Origin of the sequence: Streptomyces graminofaciens, from assembly GCF_030294945.1 — a bacterium.
Lineage (GTDB): Bacteria > Actinomycetota > Actinomycetes > Streptomycetales > Streptomycetaceae > Streptomyces > Streptomyces graminofaciens.
Genome location: NZ_AP018448.1, coordinates 787,964 through 808,676 on the forward strand (window position 1 = coordinate 787,964; position 20,713 = coordinate 808,676).

Sequence of the window (20,713 nt, forward strand, 5' to 3'; positions counted from 1 at the left end):
GATGGCCACCGAGGGCCCTGCAGGGGAGTCACCGTCCCGAGGCAAGCGGGCCGACGCGCAACGCAACCGGCAGGCGGTGCTCGCTGCCGCCGCCGAGGTGTTCGTCACCTCCGGCGTCGACGCGCCGATCCGCCAGATCGCGGCCCGGGCGAGCGTCGGGATGGCCACGATCTACCGCCACTTCCCGACCCGGGCGGATCTCGTCACCGCCGTCTACCGCCACCAGATCGAGGAATGCGCTGAGGCCGGCCCGACCCTGCTGGCCAGTGCCGACTCCCCGTTCAACGCGCTGCGCCAGTGGATCGACCTCTTCGTCGACTTCCTGGTCACCAAGCACGGACTCGCCGACGCCCTGCAGTCCGACAGCGACCGCTTCGCCGCGCTGCACGCCTACTTCCTCGACCGCCTGCTGCCCGTCTGCGCCCAACTGCTCGACGCCGCGGTCGAGGCCGGCGACATCAAGCCCGGCACGCAGCCCTACGAGCTGATGCGCGGCATCGGCAACCTCTGCATCGGACGTGACAACGACCCCCGCTACGACCCCCGACGCCTGATCGCTCTCCTCCTCCAGGGACTCCAGCGACCTCACGCGTCCTGATGCCTAACATCGCGACCTGGTCCCTTCGCAACTTCCACGCGATCTGAGCGGCCGCCTCTCAACAGCCGGAGACGCCGGCAGGCAGCAGTACCCCTGAGCTGGTGCTGTCGCTTCTCATGAATATCGAACACGGCATCATCAGGACGCTGCTCAACGTCGTGAACATCCGCTGTCGTAACTCGTGAACAAAGCCAGTGCCGGTGTGTGGTGCGCGGCTATCGCATGTCGCTGGGCGAGTCGGTGATGTGTCCGTGGCGGCCGGTCTGCTGGTAGACATCGGCGCCCCGGGCGGTGACGGGTGATCCGCTGATGATTCCGCCATGGGTTGCGTTCTGCTTGATGTCGGCCCCGCCGCGGCCTGTCGCTGCCGAGTTCTCGATCCGGCCGCCGCGGGATGCCCGGATGCGGTGGCGGGTGCGCCGGGAGGCGGCCTGGGTCAGCAAGGCCAGCCAGATGCCAGCGGCCGCGAGCACGGCCATGGCCATGGCCATGGTCCAGCTCCACCGGTCGGTGATCAGGTTGGTGACGACCCCGGTGGCGATGCCGACGAGCACGCCGCCTGCGGTGACGGCCTTCTGTGCCGCTGTGGCCATGCGGGCTCCCTGCCGGCTCGGCGCCGAAGAAGTGTTCCCTTGACGGTAGTTGCAGTCGAACAGTTCGTCTCGCCCGAAAGGAGACGTTGTGTCAGATTATCTAGAGAAACAGCCCCTGGGGGTAGGGGTGGGCAGGCGAGGGGGGACGGGCGTGGGGGATCTCGGGGGGCTGTTCACCGACCGCAGGGCGGCGCTGAGTGCCGTGCGCGCGCTGGCGGAAGCCGACAGCGGGCCGCGGGTGCTGCTGCTGACCGGGCTGCCGGGCATGGGCAAGTCCACGCTGCTGGCCTACGTGTCTTCCCGTCCGCCGCGGGGCTGGGCGTGTGCGGTGGTCGACGCGGAGGCGCTGGTGTCGGGAATGGCGCTGCGCAGTGAGGGCGCGGAGGAAGCGGCGCTTCTGGTGCTGCGGGCCGTGGGCGGCCATCTGGCCGGGCTGGGGCCGTGGTGGCGCAGGCGCTGGCTGCGGCAGAAGGCCTCCCAGATCGGGCAGGTCCGGCCGTGGCGGGTCAGGGTGTGGCAGTGGGCAGGTTTCGGCGGCCGTATCAGCGGCTCTCCGGTTGAGGTCGTGGCCGGGGCCCTGACGCAGGGGCAGCTGCGCGGGCAGTGGGCCGATCAGCTGCTGGCCGTGGCCCGCGGGGTACGGCGCGGGCGGCTGGTGCTGATGGTGGACAGCTGTGAGCGGCTGGCCTACTTCGATGACGTGCGGGCTGAGCGTCCCCGCCCTGAGAGGCCGTATGGGGTGGGCGGCTGGTTCGGCACGGTGGTCGATGAGCTGCTGGCCCTCATGCCGCATCTACGGGTGGTGCTGGCCGGCACCACCGCCCCCGCCCCCGCCACGGCTGGCGCGGCTGGGGGCCGGTTCCGCCAGGTGGAACTGAAGCCGTGGAGAGCCAGTGACACCCGCTCCTACCTCGCCCGTCGAGGGCTGGAGGTCGACGCCGAGGTGGCGGCCGCGCTCACTGAGGCCGAAGGCGGTCTGCCAGTGTCCATCAGCTGGATCGCGGACGTCTTGAACGGACCCCTTGCCGAGAGGACGGCTGGTACACCGCCCGCTGCGCAGGTCCTCGCCCGGCTCACCGCACCGAACACACCGACGGGACCGGCCCGTGCGGCATGGCTGGCCCAGCACGTCCGGTTCCGACTCAGCGAGGGAACGCTGGCTCTGCTGCACACGGCTGCCGTCCTGGACAGCTTCACCCCCACCGCTCTCATGACCGTCGCCCGCACTCTCGGCCCGGTCTCCGACGACGCCTTCACCCGTCTGGCACAGACCTCCTGCATCAGCCTCCACACCGGCGGCGCGGGCGGGCAGTTCGCGCCGGACAGCCGCTGGCAGGTGCATGCGGTCATGCGCCGGTGGCTGATCGAGGACGCCCGTGCCCACGACGCGCAGCAGCCGCCTGCCCGGCGTGTCCTGCCGGCCCTGCACCGCGCCGCCGCCGGCCACTACGAGGCACTCGCCGGTGATGCCGCATGGTCTCCGGAGGCCGCCCGCCACCGGTTCGCCACCGGCGACGGCACCCACGCCGCGGCATGGACAGGCCGCCTGGCCGCCGCTCTGCGCGCGACACCGCCGGACAATCTGCAGATCCGGCTCCTTACCGACGCCGCCCTGGACTCCCCGGGCGTTGAAAAAACCCTGCCCGCAGTCGTCGCGGACGCCCACCTGGCCGCCGGACACCTCGCCCACCGCTTCGCCCGGTACGCCGCCGCGCAAGACCACGCCGAACAGGCCCTGGCCCTCTACCGCACCCTCGACGGCCGCACCCACGCCGTGTACGTCTCAGCCTGCCTGGCCGGCCAGGCCGCCTGGAAACGCCCCCGTTACCAGGACACGGTCACGCACTGGACCACCGCCCTCACCCACCACCCCGACCGCACCGGCACAGACCCCGCCACCGCGACCGGACCCGGCAGTCTCGGCCTGCGTACCGCCCTGGCCGAGGCCGCCCTGACCACCGGAGACGCACCCCGCGCCCGCACCCTGCTGGAACGGCAGCCCCCCACCGATCCATCGCCTTCCGGTACTCCAGCCGCTGCACCCACCGATCAGCCGGGGCAGGCAGTGGAGTACGCGTTGCCCGCCCCTGTCCTGGGCGAGCTGGTGCCCCTCGCACAGCACCCGGCGCACACGCACCTCCTGCACGCCGAGACCGCCTTCCGCCTCTACGACCACCGCCAGGCCGCCACCCGCGCACACCGGATACTCGACGACTCCGCAGCCGGCCCCCACCAAACCGCCCTCGCCCACCGGCTCCTGGCCCGCATCGCCCTGTACACGTGGGACATCGACCAGGCCGGCCAGCACCTGCGCGACGCGGACACGGCAGCCGGACAATGCCCCGACCAGCGCTGTCTGGTCCACCTGCTCCTCACCCGAGCCGAACTCGCCGACCGCAAAGCCATATGGATGCCGCCCCAGGAATCCACGGTACTCGGCCCGACAAGCATCTCTGTCACCCAACGCAGCGAATCCGCCCACCAGTACGAACTCGCGTACCAGGACCGCACCGCCGCAGCCGAACTGGCCGACGGCCTCAACGACCCCCTTCTGAAGGCCCTCACCACCACCCATGCCGATCCGGATGCGGCCCTTGCCCTCCACCGCACCATCGGCAACCACCTCGGCGAAGCCGACATCCTCCACACACTCGCTGCCACCGCACTGCACCGTGGCAACCTCACCCTCGCCAACCAGCACGCCACCCAAGCACTCACCCTCCACCACGCCTTCGGTAACCGGCACGGCGAAGCCGACACCCTCCGCGTGCTCGCCAGCATCGCCCGGGACCGAGGCGACCTCGACCTCGCGGACCAGCGCGCCACCCAAGCACTCACCCTCTACCGCACCATCGAAAACCAGTACGGCGAAGCCGAAAGCCTAGACATTCTCAGTATCATCGCGCGGGATCGTGGTGACCTCGACCTTGCCGAGCAACACGCCAGGCAGGCGCTCGCCTTCTACCGCACCATCGGCAACCCACACGGCGAAGCCGTCACCCTCCGCGTGCTCGCCGACACCGCCCGGCATCGTGGTGACCTCGACCTCGCGGACCAGCGCGCCACCCAGGCACTCACCCTCTACCGCACCATCGGCAACCAGTACGGCGAAGCCGCCGTCCTCGGAACGCTCGCGCGGATTGCCTGGCAAGACGGCCGCAGGGAGGACGCGCGGCACCACATGGAAACGGCCGCGGCACTGTATGACGCCATCAACCTGCCCGAACAGGCCGCACTATGCCGCCAGCAGCTACGCAAATGGTGACACCACTGCAACAGAACGTTCGTTCCTGAAGTCCGCCTCATCGGCTTCGCCGCCGGGATCCCCGGCCTCCTCATCGCACGGCGGTCTACCAGCCCAAGAACGACGAGCACCCGGCACAACCTCGCCAATTGGCGGGGGACAGGGGATGCGAAGGGTGCTTTCCAGGCCTTCGAGATGCTGGTGCAGCAGATGGTGCGGGTACTGGGTCCGGACCATCCCGGCACCCTCGCCACCCGGCACAACCTCGCCAATTGGCGGGGGGAGGCGGAGGATGCAGCTGCTCATCAATCGACCGATTGATGAGCAGCAGGATCCCTCACATGAAGCGAACCGCAAAGAGTTCTTCGCGAAGGACTCTTTGCGAAGAACTCTTTGCGGTTTAGTCTGTGCGGTGTGCCTGACGTGATGAAGAGGCCAGGGGGCCCGAACGTTGAAGAGGACTCCGTTGTTCTGGATGCCAAGGGGCTGCGTGCCATGGCGCATCCGGTGCGTGTGCAGCTGGTTGGGCTGCTGCGGAAGTACGGCCCATCGTGTCGACGATCACGATTCTCCCCAGGGCAAACGTCACGTAATTCCCCACCTCTCTGGGACGTCAGGCCGTGTCACGTCCCTGCCGTGCTGCCGTGGTCCTAGGTCGGAGGTCGGTAGGCAAGAGGCGTGTGACATCGCAGGATTGGCGATGTGACAGCTCGTAGCTTCGATATGGACACGTTCCTGCAGCAGCCGCTCACCGCTCGCCTTGCCACCAACGGGCCCACCGTGCGCCCGGTCTGGTTCCTGTGGGAGGACGGTGCATTCTGGGTGCTGACGGGCCCGTGGACCCGGTTGTTCGACCGGGTGAAGAACGACTCGAAGGTCGCGCTCGTGGTGGACGAATGCGATCTCGTGACGGGACGCGTCCAGCAGGTGATCGCCCGTGGGCAGGCTGAGCTCGTGCCGTTCGACGTGGCGAGGGGCCGACGCAAGCTGGTCCGCTATCTGGGAGCGGACGAGGCTCTGTGGGATGCGCGGTTCGTGGGCTATCTGTATGACGATCCGGGCGAACGAGGCACGATGTGGCTGCGGTTGACGCCCTCCTCGCTCACGGTCCAGGACCTCAGCTATGCCGTCGTTCCGTCCTGAGGCCGATGGCACCAGCTGGGGTGGGAGAGCCGCTCCCGCCCCAGCCTCGTTCCGGTGTTCGACTTACTTGATCGGAGGCTTGTCCGCGGGGTTCTTGGGCCGCTTGTTGGGGCGGTAGCTGGGACCGTTCATGATGACCTGGTGGCTGGCGTTGATCAGGCGGTCCAGGAGCGACTCGGCGACGACCGGGTTGGGGAAGAGCGGATACCAGTCGCTGGGTGCCCTGTTACTGGTGATGATCAAGGAGCGGCCTTGCCGCTCGGAGACAAGTTCGTAGAGGTCGTCGGCCTGGGACGGGGACAGCTGACGCATGGCGAAGTCGTCGAGGATGAGCACGTCGGGCCGGATGAGTTCGCGCATGCGCTTGTCCCAGGTGCGGTCCGCGTGGCCGCCGGCGAGCTCGGCCAGGATGCGGCTGGTCTTGGCGAAGCGGACGTTGGCGCCCTGCCGGACGGCCTGGTGGCCGAGGGCCTGGGCGACGCGTGTCTTCCCGACGCCGACCGGGCCGAAGAGAATGACGGACTCGCCGGAGTGGAGCCAGCGCAGGGCCGCGAGGTCGCGGATCTGGGCGGCTGGCAGCTTCGGGGAGGCACTGAAGTCGAAGCCCTCCAAGGTGGCCTGTTGCTCGAACTTCGCCCTGCGCAGGCGCCGTTCGAGGGCGATGGACTCGCGGCGGGTGATCTCGTCCTGGCAGAGGACCTGGAGGAAGTCGAGGTGTCCGAGTTCGCCCTTCTGTGCCTGGGTGAGGCGGGCGTCGAGGGTTTCCAGCATCCCGGACAGCCGCAGGACCTTGAGCGAGTCGCGCAGGGCGGTGGTCATCACGCTCATCGGACGGCCTCCTCGGTGTCACCGCGGTCCTGGTCGTCGTGGACATCGCCGGGTGTCTGGCTGGGGACGGTGTCGGTGAACAGGCCCTCGGGGCCGTGCAGGAAGGCCGCAGCTCCGGCGTCGCCGGTCTCTGGCTCCGGGTCGGTCTCGGTGCCGGCGACCAGGATTCCCTTGACCGTGCGGTAGGACGGGTCGCCGACCGTGATCGCCTTTCTACAGGCGGCTTCCAGACGGGCGTCGCCGTACTTCTTGCGCAGTCCGAGTACTCCCTGGGCCGCGCGGAGCCGGTAGAGAGCGTTGACCTCCAGCAGCTGGTCGATCACCTCCCGGCAGGCATCGCCGACCTGCGAGGCTTGGCCGCGGCACCAGATCGGCGTCCTCATCTGGAAGGCGATCTTCTCGGGCGGGTAGTCGTTCTTGTCGGTGCGTTTGCCCTGTTCCAGGGCGGCGTGGGTCTTGACCAGCTCGCCCTCGTGGAAGATCTGGACCATGGTGGCGGCGGAGCGGGCATCGACCCGGCGGCCGATGAGCTTCCAGGGCACCGAGTAGAGCGTGCGGCCGACCTTGACGTGAATGTCCGGCCCCACCAGGGCAGTTGACCATCTCGCCAGCACGAACGGCGTCTCGGGCAGCGGCAGGAGGGTCTCGGCCTCCACCGCCTCGAACACCGACAACGGCTTCGCGCCGCCCAGCGGCCGGCACTGCCGCTGACCTGCGACATTCATCGACCAGAGCAGGGCCTCGGCCTGCATGTGCTCCAGCGAGGTGAACGTCCGCCCGCTCCAGAACGAGTCGCGGACATAGGGCATCGGCCGTTCCACCCGGGGCTTGTCCTTCGGCTTCGACGCGCGGGCCGGATCCACCAACGCCCCGTAGTAGGCAGAGAGTTCGGCGTACGACTTGTTGATCTGCGGATCGTAGAGGTCCGGCTTGTCCACCCCGGTCTTCAGGTTGTCCGGGACCAAACGTCGCGGGACACCGCCGAAGAAGCGGAAGGCTTCCGCGTGCGCGAGCGTCCAGGCGTGCTGGTCCATGTGCAGCACCGGGCGGACGAACATGTGCCGCGAGCTGGGAAGCACCATCACGAACGCCCAGATCCGGTGGCGTTTGCCGGTAGTCGGGTTGAACCACTGTCCCAGGAAGCCGTAGTCGATCTGCGCCTCCGAGCCCGGCTCGACGTCATCCCGCAGCACCGTGACCTTCGACCGGGGGCCGCTTCGTCGGGCAGGTTCTCATGCACCCAGCGTCGGAACGTCGACAACGACACCTTCAACTTGCCCTCGTCCCACAGCCGTTGATGGATCGTGGTGACCGTGGTGGTCTCCAGCAGGGACTTGACGTAGTCGCGGTGCGGCTCGATCTCTCCCCACCGCACCTGGTTCAACCTCCGGCTGGCCAGCTCCGGGAACCAGCTCTTGATCAGCTTGGCCCAGTCCGTCTCGCTCATGGGCGGCCCGCCCGGGGTGATCCCCGCCGCCTCCGCCGGCGCCAGGTACTTCCTGACCGTCTTGCGGTCCACCCCCAGCGACGCCGACACCTGGCTCTTCGAGCGGCCCGCGTACCAGTGCACGTAGATCTCGACAATGTCGACCACGGTGAACGTTCTCCTTGCCATCCGGTGTGTCCGTCGACCTCTCGGTTCGCAGGTCGAGGGACCGCGACGTCTCCGAGAGGGCCAGGACCCTCAACCCGGCACCGGCATGCCCATGGGGAACCCGGCGGATTCACAAGAAAGATCTACTAGTGGCTCAAACCACCCGAAACATGGATCATCCGTCCAGTTCGAGCGTGGTCAGCGGCACCATCAACGGTCAGCGTCCCGGTGGGGAACCGTGACCACGAGGGTGGGGAATTGGCTGACGCTGATCATGCAGATCGTGGGGAATTACGTGACCGCTGACACCTGACAGGCGCCGAAGCCGTCCTCAAGCTGCGCGCACTCATCAGCAACGGCGACTTCCCAGCGTACTGGCGCTATCACCTGGCCCGCGAACACCACCGAACCCATGGGGACCATGACCAGGACGGATATCGCCTGGCAGCCTGAGGGACTGTGGTTCAGCAGGGTTCGGAGAGAAAGACGGTGACCGCATCGGCGAACTGCGCTGGAACATCGTGATGCACGACGTGACCGGCGGGCAGCTCGGCAAGGCGGACTCTGTCGGCACAACGGGCGACCATGTCTTTGGCGTGATCGGCCGCCAATTCGTTGCTGCGCGTTCCATGGACCAGCAGCGTGGGGCAGGACACCGATATCCAGTCGTTCCAGTGATCACCGTTGAGAGCCTTCTGGGACGCCACGGTGTCAGCGATGTCGAATGAGAACCCCCAGCCCTGGGCTGTCTGCCGGAAGGAACACTCCAGATAGGGCGCCGTCGTGCCCAGAGCCGCGACCAGCGCTTCCCGGGACGGCGTGACGCCGGGAAGGCGTGTGGTGAACGACCAGTCGCAGTCCACGACCGCACCGATGTCCTCGACGATCAACGCGCTGACCTTGTCCGCGTGCCGGGCCGCGAACTGGTAGGCGTTCACTCCGCCCAGTGAGTGGCCCAGCACCGCCACAGGGCCGACTCGCAGATGCCGGTGAAAGGCAGCCACATCGGCCACGTACTCGTCCCGCTCGTAACTGCGAGCACGGTCGGACTCTCCATGCCCGCGTTGATCGAGCGCGATCACTCTCCACCGTGGGGTCAGTGCCGCAGCCAACGGCGCGAACGCCGACGCTTCGTTGTAATGCCCGTGCAGGGCCAGAAGCGGCCTTCCCGGACCCCCGAAGTCCAGATACGACAGCCTCCGCCTACCCACCATGAAGAACCTACGCATGGTGCGGATATTAGGAGACAGTACTGACACTTCGTGGCTGACCAGCAGCCGTCGCAGCCCACTCGCATCGGGCATGCCCTCACTCAGGACGAGCTACACCCAAGCCGCCATCACCGCCATCTGCGACGGCACCGAACGCATCACCAAGCAATCACTCGAGGCCATCCGTCTCGACCACCTCGCCGAAACCCATCACCGCCCCACACGGACCCGCTGACCCCACCCCACCCCACCCCACCCCACCCCACCAGCACAACAGCCCTGACCAGCACAAAAACACGCCGAGCCCTTTCACGCCAGAGCTACCTTCAACGAACCCAGTCCCGCTCAGCACACAAGACACAAACCCAGCTCACACACCCCGACCTCCCCACCTAAGCCGCCCACCCCGCCTCTCAACGAACCAGCAACACACCAGGCCAGCCGCCGCCCCGTACACCAACAAGCCCCCCTCCGAGCGTCAGGACAGTTCCCGGTTGACGGTGTCGGCGTCCATCTCGTCCGCCCGCGCCGCCGCCAGCTCGGCCAAGACCTCCGGCAGCGCCGGGTCGTCGATCACGGCGACGGGGAAGACAGGCGGTTTCGCGCCTCGGCGGGCGGGTCCGGTCGGCGGCGGTTCGCCGGCGAGCATCCCTCCCCACGTCGTGAGGGAGATCCGGTAGATCCGCGCGGAGGACTTCGCGATGCCCGCGCCGGTGAGGTACCGCTCGACCGCCGCGGTGTACGACGACGGCGGGGCGGCGGACAGGGGTACGACCCGAGCGCGCGGCAACCGAGTGCGCCCCCGCTCCCGAGTTCGGTCACCGGTTCGATCGTCACGCCGCCCCGCCCTTCCGATAGTGCCGCAGTAAATGCGTTACACCTCGCCCCGGCGGCCCGGATTGGTCCGCCGCAGGTCACGGTGATCTCGGTAGGGGCTCTGCCGCAGTAAATCCGTTACTTGCTGCGGCGGGCCGGTTGATCGTGTCGCGCCCGGCCGGTCCGGGTTCGTCCTTGCTTGCGGTATCCATCCATAACGTCCTGGCGGAGCAGGAAATTGAAGCCGACAGACGACAGGCGTATCCCCAGCTGATAGCACTCGATGCCAAGTTCGTGTGCGGTGTTCGCCAGGTGCCAGTCGTTGGCGGCAAGCCTGCTGAGAAGGTGACCGCGACGGACCTGGGTCTCCGACAGACGAAACGTCTTGAGGTAGGCGATCCTGCCCCTGTCGTCGGTGATGGCCTCACCGATGTAGTTCTCCTGCTGAAGACGGAACTGCGGCAGGAAGCGGGAGAGCGTGAAGCGCCGCATCCGGTAGACCGACTGCCAGGTATACGCGTGCTCCAGCAGGCCGGCCGCCATGGTTGTGTCGTGAAAACATGTCCAATCATGTTCCTGCTCGGCAACTGCCGTGCGCAGGTGGGCCAGGGAGCGGATCTGCGAGTCAGAGATGCGGGCCCGGAAATCCTGTACCGGTGGCATCAGCATGGCGTAGGTGTAGATCAGTTCGCCGTACAGGTCCTGCAGGAGTGTTGGGTGGAGGGCGCGGTAGTCGTCGGGATGCGGGACCACGAAGGCGGACGCGAGTGCGTCGCCGACGTAGAGCATCACACCGCATTGATTGGGGTGGATCTCGAAGATGCGCAGTGCGTCGGCGAGTCCGCTTACTTCGGCACCCACAAAGGCTTCCTCGACGCGCGGGGAGAGCCCTTGGCTGATTGCACGCTGCGACCACTCCTCCCATGCGATGGAGGGGCCGCCGAAGTGCAGTGCCAGGTAGCCTTCCAGTGCCAGGTTCATGGGGAGGAACCGCAGCCGGTCTCTGGCCTGGCGGCGGGCCATCCTGCGGTGGATGTGCAGGCCCATGGTGGCGGCGGGCGCCGCGTTGCCGTCAGTGGAAAGCTGGGTGCCGTAGGCGGCTGCCGGCGTGCCATCGTCAGTCCATGTAGCGACGAATCCATGGGGGATGTAGGAGGTATAGACAGCGCGTGGGCCGACCTCGACCAGACCGGTCGCACCGCCGTAGAGCTGAGAGCGCAGGCGGAGGTCGACGACAGGTTCGTCACGTACGAGCGGCACCAGACGGACGGCACCCCAGACCTGTGAGGGGCGGGCGGTCAGGCCGGTCAGGTCCAGTGTGGTCATCGCGCCTGCTCCTGCTGGTGTCCGCTCAGCATTTGAGCGGCACGGGTGTTCATGTACGTGACCAGTTCGGCCAGACCGGTCCGGCCTTCCGCGAACTGGGCGAGTTCCACCAGGGCGGGAAGGTCCTCGGCGTCACGGATACCCGCGGTGGGCACCGTCGAGGACAGCCGACGTACGTCGAAATCGGCCGCGTCGTAGACGGGGTTGAGATGGACGATGCTGGTGCGACGCTTGGGGTCGAGCCGAGTGCGCCAGATGCGCAGCACCTCGGCGGCCAGGCCGGGAGGTGCGTTGTCCCATCCGTCGGAAACGATCACCAGCCTGGACGGTGTGGTGTCCAGCGCGTCGAGGATCCGCCGACCCAACGGCGTCGGCCCGTACGGGCGGGTCAGCAGTGCGTCGGTCCGCCCGGACGTCCACAGCCCGGTGTAGGTGTCGGCAAGGGCCGCGAGCAGATAGTGGCAGGCCAGTGCCACGGCCAGCGGTCGACGACGCTTGTGAACCGAACCGAAGGCGGAAAAGCTGTCGTCCAGGACGGCGGTGACCTTGCCCCAGCTCCCTCGGTGGGAGCCGGCCACCCGGTCGGCGGCCGATTCCAGGGCGTGGGTCAGCTCGGCACGTCGGCGCAGGCGGTCCTCGACCGGCAGCGAAAGCACATAGGTTGCCAACCGGGTCAGCGGCATCCGGGACAGGTCTGCCTGTACTCCTGCGATCCCGATCTTGTGCGCGGACTCCTGCAACCGTAAGGTCTCCAGGCGGGTCATCCGCGGGGCTATGCGCTCCAGGAAAACCTTCCGGGGGATCTTGTGCTTGGCGGCGAAGCCCTCGGCAGCCGTATAGGGCAGCTCGTACAGGGCGGCCTGCTCGTAGTGTGCGCGGCGCCACGTCTCCAAGAGAGGTGTCGCGTAGTGCTTGCGGGTCAGCGGCGCAAATACAAACGCCCCTAGCTCTTCGGTGGCAGGGGCCAGGTGTGCATGGCGAAGGGCTCGCTTGAGGCCGCTGCGGTACTTCACGGCATCGAACGCCAGGTCCGGGCGGGCGGACAGCCAGTCACGCATGATCGCGCGAGTGCGACGGTTGTTCACCCCGGCCCGGCGTAAGGCGTTGAACAGCCCGTACACGCGCTGTGGCGGCAGCGTCGCCAGACGGCACGCGATCAGTCGGCCCTCGCTGCGACGCTGGTCGGCAGTGGCCTCACCGGTGGTCTCCAGCAACTGTCTGATGATGAGGACTGCGTTGTGGTCGTTGATGTCGAGCGCAAGTACTCCGGCGTACAGGTCACGGTAGTTACCCAGCATGTATGCATGGAGGAAGTCCAAGGACAGCCGCTGCTCGCCCGCGTCGCTGTGGAATTCACGTTGGCCGGTGGAGGTGGTTGCCGCGTTGACGAAGAGCAGTACATCGTCGGCTGCGACGAGGTCCCCGTACGAATCCATCCCGTTCTTTCCTCAAGAGTGCGGATGCCGGCCGGGGAATGGGGGCACGAGCTGCGAATCATTGCTGAAATGGCATTTTCCGGAAGTCGCACCGAAGTCCCGCGGCCGGCCCCAGGACCGTAACAGAGCAGCCCACAGGCCCTCTACTGTTTTCCTTCACCTCGCCTCCATGCGGGGATCTCCGGAGGCCGACGATGTGCGAGGACTGGGTACCACAACCGCAGGCACCCCGAGATCAGCCGCTTGTCCATCCCAAGCCGGAAGGTTCCGTAGGGGTTGATGTTCGACCAGAACAGTGCAGTCAGCCCGCGCCGGCCCTCTGCGCCGAGTTTCCTGGCCCATTCCGGTTCGGCGAGAACGTGCTGGAGCAGCAGGGTGTTGACGTGCACGAGCGCGGACTGGAGCACGTGCAGGGCGAGCATGGAGGTCTCGGCGTGCTCCTTGTCCGGGCCGGTCAGGGCGCCGTCCTTGCCGTAGTGGAGCACGGTGTTCGCCGAATTCCAGTTCTCGACGACCTGGAGGCCGCCGTGGATCTCCCGGCGCAGGCCGGGACTGGTTGCTCGAGGTAGCCGGCGAGGACCTTGGAGTGCGGGGCCCAGCCGCCCTGCTTGGCGATGACGATCTGGTCGTGGCCTTTCAGGCGGGAGGAGGTGGCGAGCCCGCGGCGGGGGCTGTGGCCGGTGAAGCGGATCTCGATCCCGGCGCGTTCGCCGGCGCGGGTGACGACGTCGCCGATGGACTCGGGCTGCAGTCCGCTCTCCAGGACGGTGTGCAGAAGCCGTTCATCGACCACCCCGAGTGGGTCGAGGCGATCTGGTAGACCGACGGTTACCCGCGCTGAACTCCCTGTGAAAACAAGGGAGTTCAGCGCCACATCTGTCTCCTCGGTTACGAATCCATGACATTGGGACGTACAACTGGGATCGCCCGGCTCGAGTCGTACCCACTGAACGCGGCCTTCCGCGTACAGAACCGACCGACTCGAAAGGCTCACGCATGTCCCGAGCAGACCGCCGAACCCGTACCGCGCTCACCGCACCCCTGACAGCCGCGGTGCTGCTCGCCGGAGGATTCGGCGCCATGGCTCTCACCGGCGGCCCGGCGCTGGCGGCCACCGGGTCCGCGGACACGCAGGACGACTTCAACGGCGACGGATACGCCGACCTGGTCGTGTCGGCTCCGGACGCCACGATCTCCAGCAAGGCCAAGGCGGGCTACGTGGCCGTCACGTACGGCTCCGCCAATGGGGTCTCCGCCGCCAACAAGAAGCTCATCAGCCGCTCCACCAGCGGCGTTCCCGGCTCCGCCACCGCGAACCAGCGCTTCGGGACCAACTTCACCAAGGGCGACCTGGACGGCGACGGCTTCAGCGACCTGGTGATCTCGGGCGGCAGTCCCGGCTCCGTCATCCTCTGGGGCTCCGCCTCCGGACTCACCGGCGGCACGGCCATACCCGGGTACGGGCAGTCCCCCACGACCGGCGACTTCGACGGGGACGGCAAGACGGACCTCGCCCTGTTCTCCTACCTATCCGGCGCGGGCGACGACCCGGCGAGCGGCGACGCCACCGTGTGGAAGGGCCCGGTCACCCGTGCCGGACAGCCCACCGCCACCCTGCCGCTGCTGGACAAGGCCGACTGGTGGGGCTACGACGCAGGCGACGCGTCCTGCGCCACCAACGGCGGCTGCCAGGAGGACGGCGACTCGATCAGCGGGCCCATCCGCTCCACCCGGACCGGCGACGTCAACGGCGACGGCAAGGACGACATCGTCGCCTGGAAGTACGCGGGCGACGGCCAGTGGGGCAACCGTCTGTTCCTCGGCGGCGGCAGCACGGGCTTCACCAGCGGCTGGGTCCCCTCGGACGGCACGGCGACCGGTACGGGCACCGGCATCGGGGACGTCAACAACGACGGGTTCGACGACGTCGTGGTGGGCAACTACTGGAACGGCGGCAAGGTCCAGATCGCGTTCGGGTCGGCCTCCGGCCTGTCCGAGGAGCGTGTACAGACCTTCGACCAGGACCTGCCCGGCTTCCCCGGCGTGGAGGAGGAGGGCGACGGGATCGGCTCCACGGTCTCGGTGGCGGACGTCAACGGTGACGGCTTCGGCGACATCGCGCTCGGCATCCCGGGCGAGGACATCGGCGACATCACCGATGCCGGGTCCGTCGCCCTGGTCCCCGGCAGCGCCTCCGGTGTCACGGGCGCCGGTACGCAGACCTTCCACCAGGACACCGCCGGGGTACCCGGAGTCGCCGAGAACGACGACCAGTTCGGCGCGAGCAGCGCGCTGCTGGACGTCGACGGTGACGGCCACGCCGACCTCGCGGCCGGTTCCCTGGCCGAGAACAGCTGGAACGGCGCGGTCTGGGTGCTGCGCGGCACGGCGACCGGTCTCACGGCCACGTCGTCCCTCGCGTTCGGCGCCGGCGACCTCTCGGCGCCCGCCACGGGCGCCCGCTTCGGCGCGCTCCTGCGCTGAGCGAGCCGATCGGGCAACGGGGGTTCGGTGGGGCGGCCTGGTGCCGCCCCACCGTCATGCCCGGCCGGGGCGAGCCGGCTTCGGCCGAGGTGCGCGGGCCGCCTCACCGCCTCGGTCCAGGTGCGTCGGCGCGAACATCCGCAGCACCGCAGGCAGCACGACCACCGAAGGGCCGGGCGTGGCGAGGGACTTGGCGAGGTCGTCGGCCAGGGAGTCCGGGGTGGTGCGTACGCCGGGGACGCCGAAGGACTCCGCGAGCGCCACGAAGTCCGGGCGGGACAGCTCGGTCGCCGTGGACCGGCCGAAGGCGTCCGTCATGTACTCGCGCAGGATGCCGTAACCGCCGTCGTCGACGGAGCCAGGTCACGTTCAGGTCGTGCTGCCTGGCGGTGGCCAGTTCGGCGATGGAGTACAGCGCGCCGCCGTCGCCGGAGACCGCGAGGACCGGCTGGGTGGGGTCGGCGACCGCGCCGCCGATCGCCGCCGGGAAGGCGTAGCCGAGGCCGCCCGCGCCCTGCGCGGAGTGCATGGTGTTGGGGCGGCGGGCGTCGAAGGCGGACCAGGCCCAGTAGGCGAGGATCGTCATGTCCCAGAAGCTGGGCGACCGGTCCGGCAGAGCCTGGCGGACGGCGGCCAGCACCCCGCTGTTCCAGGGCGAGTTCCTGATCGAGGTCCGTGACATCGGGTGGGCGGGCTGATCACCTCCCCTGCCGGTCGGCCTTCGAAGGGCGCTTCGTGGGGTGCCGGGCGGCTCGTGCCTCATCGACGCTCTGCTGCAGCGCGGTCATGAGATCGACGGCAGGCTCGGGCTGAGGAGGCGGTTCGGCCAGCTCATCTCCCGAGGCGACGGCGTCGACCAGCTGCTCCAGGGCGTGGGCGTACCCGTCGTGGTCCACGCTGTCGTCGACGCCGATCATCTCCTGCACCAGCACCTCCGCGAGCCGTCGCTCACGGTCGCTGAGCGGGACGGCGGGGACCAGGTGGGCGAGGTCGCCGGGGTCGCGGATCTCATCGCTCCAGCGCAGGTTCTGCAACAGCAGCAGTCCGCGGTACGGCCGGAGTACCGCCTTGCGTTCGCGGCTGCGGATCGCGACCTTGGCCATGGCCACCAGCTTCGTCCGGGCGAGGACCTCCACCAACTTCCCTGTCAAGTTCTTCTGTTCAGTCTCAGCGATGCGCCCTTGCAGGTTGAACAGCGTCGTGCTGTCCGCGTCGCGCTCCTCCAGCAGCCGCAGCAGCTCCGCCCGCCGAAGGGGGCTCATGCTGTCGTGGATGCCCAGGCAGATTGAGGCGTTCACCTCGGTGCGGCTGGCGGTCGCGAGGGCCGCGGAGCTGACCGCTGAGCCGTCCCCTCGACCGAACTCATGGAGTGGCTGGACGGCCTGGGCGACAGCGCGGTGTGGATGGACGGCGTCGCCGCGCGGAAGATCACCGAGGCTCTGATCGGGAGCTATCGCACCGTGCTCAAGGACATCGACGCCGACGGCCCGGCCCAGTTGCGGAAGTTGCTGTGGGCTGCGTGCTGGTCGGCGAAGGGGAGGTCGTCGGGGTCGGCGTCCGCCCAGATGAAGTGGTAGAGCGGGATGACCTCCAAGACCTTTCAGGAATCGGGTCGTTCAGGCACTGGCGGTCAGATCAGCCGTCCGGGCGTCCGTGGTAGGCGCCAGGACCGCCGCGACGGTGCTCCGCAGATCGTCGAAGGCGGGGTGCCGACGGCCCGGCGGGCCGCCGGTGGACCGCAGGATCTCGGTGTAGCAGGTGGTGGCACGCAGGGTGGCGAGCATGGATGCCGCGTCCGGCAGTACGCAGCCAGACAGACCGTCAGACAGGCGCTGCGTCGACAGAGGGATCATCGTGCGGAGGAACCCCGCCTGGCCAGGCTCGTCGTCCGCCGAGACGGCGATCTCCAGTCCGCGGCGGTGATCCGGCCCTCGTCGTCCACCGAGATGTCCGCGGGATCCAGATTTCCGAGGGTGTCAGACATGGTTTATCTCCTAACACTTCGGGTGGATTGTCTCATGGACAACGCCAAGTTGGTCGATTTCACCCTGCAACGGGAAACCCTCGACGGCTATCGCGTTCAGCGCAATGCCGCCGCGAGGTTCACTCCACCGGGCGCTCCCTGGAGGCACCGCGTCCGTTCTCTCATGAAAAGGTGCAAGCAGCGCCTGAGTGTGCTGGTCTAGAAGAACAGGCATGTCTGAGATGACTCAGCACCGGGCGAGCCATTAATTCATCAAGCCATCAGTCGTTGGTGTACTGGGGCACATTTTCCTGCGAAGGACTGCACTGACACCCTGGGCTGCATTGCGCTCCCCTTCGACGAATTATCGGCCGAGGCAATCGTGGCCATTGAGTTGGGATCGGGCGGACCCTTGGGCCCCCTGGAATGAACCGACGCTCAGGTGGTCCAACTTGCCGCTGAGAGCAGCGCGGAGGTGAATTGAACACATTGTTGTTGAGGTGTGAACCACTAGGCTCTTGTTGCCTCTTCTCAACCCAACGAGAATTACGTCTCGCACTGGAGGTCAAGGATGGCTCTCGAACTCGGCGACCACGTGTGGTACTGGAACCATAAAATCTCCTTCGACAAGAACATCCCGCGAGCGGTCTGGTTCCCAGGATCGGATCCGAATAATCCGACCGACTACCAAGGGCGCGGCAAGGAGATCTACAACTTCGTCGTCCATGCCGATGAGATCGCCCGCGGACGACCGCACATGCGTAACTACGAGGGCAGCTACGCTTGGTTGAACAACAATCCCGGTAACATCACCGGGCAACCCGGCGGCCCCGATTTTGGGCAGTATCCCGGCAAGTTCAACTGGCACAACTTCCTGATCTTCCCGACGTGGGCAGACGGCTGGTACGCGATTGCCAAGCTCTTGCGGAGCAATCTCTACAAGAACCTGTCTATTCTCGAGGCGTTCAAGAAGTACGCGCCCGCGTCCGACGGAAACAATCCGGTCGCCTATGCGAACTCTGTGGCGGCAGCCCTAGGGATCTCGGTTTCGACCAGGGTCGGCGACCTCGACGACTCCCAGATGGCCGTCATGCAGAACAAGATCCAGGAGGTCGAGGGCGCCATCCCCGGTGCGAGCCTGACCTGGGACTCCGACGAGATCCCCACCGAGATCTCGGACCTGCTGCCAGCGGGCGGGTGGAAAGTTGGTCGCCCCCGCGCCCTCGTGCAGGCTAGCGATTCCTTCACGATCGATGTCTCCGCCCCGGTCGCCCCCTCGGGATTCACCCAGGGGCACGGCGGCCCCGGCCAGGGCGGCCATGTCGGCGCGAACTGGTACATCCGCTACGGGATGGATATTGGCGGCAAGCGAGGCACGCCGGTGTATGCCGCGTTCGACGGCCACGTCACCAAGTTCAAGCCGCACAATCCGGCGCAGGACACGCAGAAGGTGTACGGAGCCGAGATCTTCATGCGCTCCAAGAACGACATGATGGGCGCCTTCTGCACCCACCTGACCGACGTGCCAGGCTCGGTCTTCGTAGGGGCGGAGGTCTCGCGCGGCCAGCTCCTGGGTACCGTGCACGAGCGCGCCGGGGTGTCCCCCCACCTGCACATGGCCCTGGTCGAGATCATCGGTGGGGCGCCCGGTGGGCAGTACCAGGGGGTCGACCTCTATCAGTTCTTCCTGGACCTGGAGGCATCGGCCCCGGAGACGGTCGTCCCGATCCAGTTCTGGCAGGACGGCTCGCCGCCGGAGCCAGTCTGGCGCTTGACGCGGCTCGGCGTGCTGCATCGCTCGCAAGTTCCGGAGTCCGCGAGCGCCTAGGGCCTGTTGCGAAAGTGGCGTCGTCGCCCGAAGGGCGGCCGCGCGGCGTCCGGTGCGTGCTCTCGGCGTGCCGCCCGAAAGCCCTCGTACTGGGTGTACTCGGGCTTTCGGGCGGTGCGGCGGTGGGGGCACCTCCCGCTCGAGCGAAGCCGAGAGTGGGGGAGCGTGCCGGGCGTCGCGCGGCAGGCGCCACTTTCGCAACAGGCCCTAGGCCACCGCAGCCTCGGACAGCTAGTGTCTCGTGATCCTGTTCATGTCAGTTCGAGTTGTTATTGACGAGTTTCTTCACGTTGGTCGCGACGAGTCGGACCTTCGCGAGGACCTCGCCGGCGGTCGCGGTCCAGGTGAACGGTTTCGCCGTCGTGTTCCAGGAGTTGATGTAGTCGCGGATCTGTTTGATCAGGACGTTGACGCTGGCGAATGTGCCGCGGCGGATGGACTGCCGGGTGAGGATTCCGAACCAGATCTCGATCTGGTTCAGCCACGAGGAGCCGACGGGAGTGAAATGGAAGTGGACGTGCGGGTTCTTCGCCAGCCACTCTTTGACCTCCGGGGTGGTGTGCGTCGAGAGGTTGTCCAGGACCACATGGATGTCCTTCCCGGCGTGCGGCTTCACCGCCTTCTTCAAGAAGGCGAGGAAATCCTTGCCGTTCCGGGTCGGCCTGCACTCGCCGAGTACTTCGCCGGTGGTCACGTTCAGGGCGGCGAACAGGTTCGTGGTGCCATGCCGGAGGTAGTCGGCGGTGCGCTGCTCGCTCACCGCGAAGGCGACCGGCAGCACCGGCTGGGTCCGGTCCAGCGCCTGGATCTGCGTCTTCTCGTCGATCGAGAGGACCACCGCGCCGCCCGGCGGGGCCAGATACAGGCCGATCACATCGGCCACCTTCTCCGCGAACGCGGGGTCTTTGGAAAGCTTGAAAGTGCCGGACCGGTGCGGCTTCAGGCTCTCCTCCCGCCAGATCCGCGCGACGTAGTGCCAGGACACAGTGATGTTCTCGACCTGCTTCAGGTACTTCGCCAACTCGCGTGTGGACCAGTGCGAAAGGCCGGTGCCGTCCGGCGGCGTCATGCGCGTCAGCGCGATCACGCGGGCCCGCACCCGCGCCGGCACCTGTTCCCGGGCTCCGCCGGGCCGGTCGCCTTCCAGCCCGGCCAGTCCGAACTCGGCATAACGCCGCTTCCAGCGGTCCACCGTCGGCAGCGATACGCCAAGCAGCTCGGCAATGTCCTTGCGTCGACGGCCTTCACTCGACCACAGCACGATCCGGCCCCGCGTCGCCATGTCGGCAGGCACGTCCCGGCTGTTCACCAACTCCCGCAACACGGCGGCCTGTTCCACAGAGAGCTCCACACCAAGCGACCCTGCCACACAAGATCAAGTAACGCTGACGGAATCACGAGACACTAGGAGCGTCTGACATGGCTGCCACGGAGCGCTACTCGGTCTTGCGCCCGAGCGATCTCGTGTCGCTGACGATCCGCTCGACGGGCCTCCAGGAACGGACCAGCACCTTCGGGGGCACGGAATGGGTCGCCACAGGCGAAGGTTCGATCGTCGACCTGCAGCCGAATGCGCCACCTGCGCCTACGAAGTCGCCGACGGACATAGCTCAAGGCGTCGTGAGCTCGACGTGATCTGCGAAGAGCCC

21 protein-coding genes and 3 pseudogenes are annotated in these 20,713 nt (G+C 67.6%); 11 read left to right on the forward strand and 13 right to left on the reverse strand.

Annotated elements, in window-relative coordinates:
• The first annotated feature begins 1 nt into the window (after position 1).
• On the forward strand, positions 2-598 hold the full coding sequence (locus SGFS_RS03305; protein WP_286247449.1) for a TetR/AcrR family transcriptional regulator: 597 nt from the start codon (positions 2-4) through the stop codon (positions 596-598).
• Between the two features lie 215 nt (positions 599-813).
• Here SGFS_RS03305 and SGFS_RS03310 read toward each other — a convergent pair whose 3' ends face one another.
• Entirely contained in the window at positions 814-1,191 is a 378-nt protein-coding gene (locus SGFS_RS03310; RefSeq protein ID WP_286247451.1) for a hypothetical protein, read from the reverse strand.
• 151 nt (positions 1,192-1,342) lie between these two features.
• On the opposite strand from SGFS_RS03310, the gene SGFS_RS03315 reads away from it, so the two are divergent.
• The 4 genes and pseudogenes from SGFS_RS03315 (at position 1,343) to SGFS_RS03325 (ending at position 5,578) form a co-directional block, all read left to right on the forward strand.
• Positions 1,343-4,456: a tetratricopeptide repeat protein gene (locus tag SGFS_RS03315; RefSeq protein WP_286247453.1), complete on the forward strand. Its 3,114-nt coding sequence runs from the start codon at positions 1,343-1,345 to the stop codon at positions 4,454-4,456.
• Positions 4,457-4,528: 72 nt separating this feature from the next.
• Positions 4,529-4,756 carry a tetratricopeptide repeat protein gene (locus SGFS_RS51265; RefSeq protein WP_350284071.1) on the forward strand — a complete coding sequence of 76 codons (228 nt, stop codon included), beginning with the start codon at positions 4,529-4,531 and terminating at the stop codon, positions 4,754-4,756.
• A 105-nt stretch (positions 4,757-4,861) separates the two neighbouring features.
• Positions 4,862-4,987, forward strand: a pseudogene (locus SGFS_RS03320) (ArsR family transcriptional regulator); the annotation flags it as partial.
• Between the two features lie 171 nt (positions 4,988-5,158).
• Positions 5,159-5,578: a pyridoxamine 5'-phosphate oxidase family protein gene (locus tag SGFS_RS03325; RefSeq protein ID WP_286259769.1), complete on the forward strand. Its 420-nt coding sequence runs from the start codon at positions 5,159-5,161 to the stop codon at positions 5,576-5,578.
• 63 nt (positions 5,579-5,641) lie between these two features.
• Here the strand turns inward: SGFS_RS03325 and istB are convergent, their stop codons facing one another.
• The 3 genes and pseudogenes from istB to SGFS_RS03340 all read right to left on the reverse strand — a co-directional run bounded on the left by istB (position 5,642) and on the right by SGFS_RS03340 (position 9,229).
• Positions 5,642-6,406, reverse strand: a complete 765-nt coding sequence (gene istB / locus SGFS_RS03330; protein WP_286247455.1) for an IS21-like element helper ATPase IstB — start codon at positions 6,404-6,406, stop codon at positions 5,642-5,644.
• Positions 6,403-8,000, reverse strand: a pseudogene (gene istA / locus SGFS_RS03335) (IS21 family transposase). Before istA ends, istB begins: the two are co-directional and overlap by 4 nt.
• A 464-nt stretch (positions 8,001-8,464) precedes the next feature.
• A complete protein-coding gene (locus tag SGFS_RS03340; protein WP_286247457.1) occupies positions 8,465-9,229 on the reverse strand; it encodes an alpha/beta fold hydrolase in 765 nt (254 codons plus the stop codon).
• Between the two features lie 73 nt (positions 9,230-9,302).
• On the opposite strand from SGFS_RS03340, the gene SGFS_RS03345 reads away from it, so the two are divergent.
• Complete coding sequence (locus tag SGFS_RS03345; protein ID WP_434026109.1) at positions 9,303-9,446, forward strand: hypothetical protein; 144 nt, start codon at positions 9,303-9,305, stop codon at positions 9,444-9,446.
• Positions 9,447-9,689: 243 nt separating this feature from the next.
• Here SGFS_RS03345 and SGFS_RS03350 read toward each other — a convergent pair whose 3' ends face one another.
• The 4 genes from SGFS_RS03350 to SGFS_RS03365 form a co-directional block, all read right to left on the reverse strand.
• Positions 9,690-10,001 (reverse strand): hypothetical protein, encoded by a 312-nt coding sequence (locus SGFS_RS03350; RefSeq protein WP_286247459.1) that lies wholly within the window; start codon positions 9,999-10,001, stop codon positions 9,690-9,692.
• 164 nt (positions 10,002-10,165) lie between these two features.
• Entirely contained in the window at positions 10,166-11,353 is a 1,188-nt protein-coding gene (locus tag SGFS_RS03355; protein WP_286247461.1) for an ARPP-2 domain-containing protein, read from the reverse strand.
• Entirely contained in the window at positions 11,350-12,789 is a 1,440-nt protein-coding gene (locus tag SGFS_RS03360) for a hypothetical protein (protein ID WP_286247463.1), read from the reverse strand. The genes SGFS_RS03355 and SGFS_RS03360 overlap by 4 nt, the downstream gene beginning before the upstream one ends.
• A 143-nt stretch (positions 12,790-12,932) precedes the next feature.
• The gene (locus SGFS_RS03365; protein ID WP_350284072.1) at positions 12,933-13,388 is read right to left on the reverse strand and encodes a Tn3 family transposase; all 456 of its coding nucleotides are present in this window, start codon (positions 13,386-13,388) and stop codon (positions 12,933-12,935) included.
• 29 nt (positions 13,389-13,417) lie between these two features.
• On the opposite strand from SGFS_RS03365, the gene SGFS_RS03370 reads away from it, so the two are divergent.
• On the forward strand, positions 13,418-13,609 hold the full coding sequence (locus SGFS_RS03370; RefSeq protein ID WP_286247465.1) for a hypothetical protein: 192 nt from the start codon (positions 13,418-13,420) through the stop codon (positions 13,607-13,609).
• 176 nt (positions 13,610-13,785) lie between these two features.
• Positions 13,786-15,273 (forward strand): FG-GAP and VCBS repeat-containing protein, encoded by a 1,488-nt coding sequence (locus SGFS_RS03375; RefSeq protein WP_286247467.1) that lies wholly within the window; start codon positions 13,786-13,788, stop codon positions 15,271-15,273.
• 54 nt (positions 15,274-15,327) lie between these two features.
• Here SGFS_RS03375 and SGFS_RS03380 read toward each other — a convergent pair.
• A pseudogene (locus SGFS_RS03380) lies at positions 15,328-15,938 on the reverse strand (thiamine pyrophosphate-dependent enzyme); the annotation flags it as partial.
• Between the two features lie 33 nt (positions 15,939-15,971).
• Positions 15,972-16,535 carry a Ku protein gene (locus SGFS_RS03385; protein WP_286247469.1) on the reverse strand — a complete coding sequence of 188 codons (564 nt, stop codon included), beginning with the start codon at positions 16,533-16,535 and terminating at the stop codon, positions 15,972-15,974.
• Between the two features lie 102 nt (positions 16,536-16,637).
• Here SGFS_RS03385 and SGFS_RS03390 point away from each other — a divergent pair, with 102 nt between their 5' ends.
• Positions 16,638-16,850, forward strand: a complete 213-nt coding sequence (locus SGFS_RS03390) for a hypothetical protein (RefSeq protein ID WP_286247471.1) — start codon at positions 16,638-16,640, stop codon at positions 16,848-16,850.
• Between the two features lie 39 nt (positions 16,851-16,889).
• Here the strand turns inward: SGFS_RS03390 and SGFS_RS03395 are convergent, their stop codons facing one another.
• Complete coding sequence (locus SGFS_RS03395) at positions 16,890-17,057, reverse strand: hypothetical protein (RefSeq protein ID WP_286247473.1); 168 nt, start codon at positions 17,055-17,057, stop codon at positions 16,890-16,892.
• A 65-nt stretch (positions 17,058-17,122) separates the two neighbouring features.
• Entirely contained in the window at positions 17,123-17,257 is a 135-nt protein-coding gene (locus SGFS_RS03400) for a hypothetical protein (RefSeq protein ID WP_286247476.1), read from the reverse strand.
• Positions 17,258-17,807: 550 nt separating this feature from the next.
• On the opposite strand from SGFS_RS03400, the gene SGFS_RS03405 reads away from it, so the two are divergent.
• The gene (locus SGFS_RS03405; RefSeq protein WP_286247478.1) at positions 17,808-19,064 is read left to right on the forward strand and encodes a peptidoglycan DD-metalloendopeptidase family protein; all 1,257 of its coding nucleotides are present in this window, start codon (positions 17,808-17,810) and stop codon (positions 19,062-19,064) included.
• 256 nt (positions 19,065-19,320) lie between these two features.
• Here the strand turns inward: SGFS_RS03405 and SGFS_RS03410 are convergent, their stop codons facing one another.
• The gene (locus tag SGFS_RS03410; protein ID WP_286247479.1) at positions 19,321-20,415 is read right to left on the reverse strand and encodes an IS630 family transposase; all 1,095 of its coding nucleotides are present in this window, start codon (positions 20,413-20,415) and stop codon (positions 19,321-19,323) included.
• A 68-nt stretch (positions 20,416-20,483) separates the two neighbouring features.
• Here SGFS_RS03410 and SGFS_RS03415 point away from each other — a divergent pair, with 68 nt between their 5' ends.
• On the forward strand, positions 20,484-20,699 hold the full coding sequence (locus tag SGFS_RS03415) for a hypothetical protein (RefSeq protein WP_286247481.1): 216 nt from the start codon (positions 20,484-20,486) through the stop codon (positions 20,697-20,699).
• The last annotated feature ends 14 nt before the right edge of the window (positions 20,700-20,713 follow it).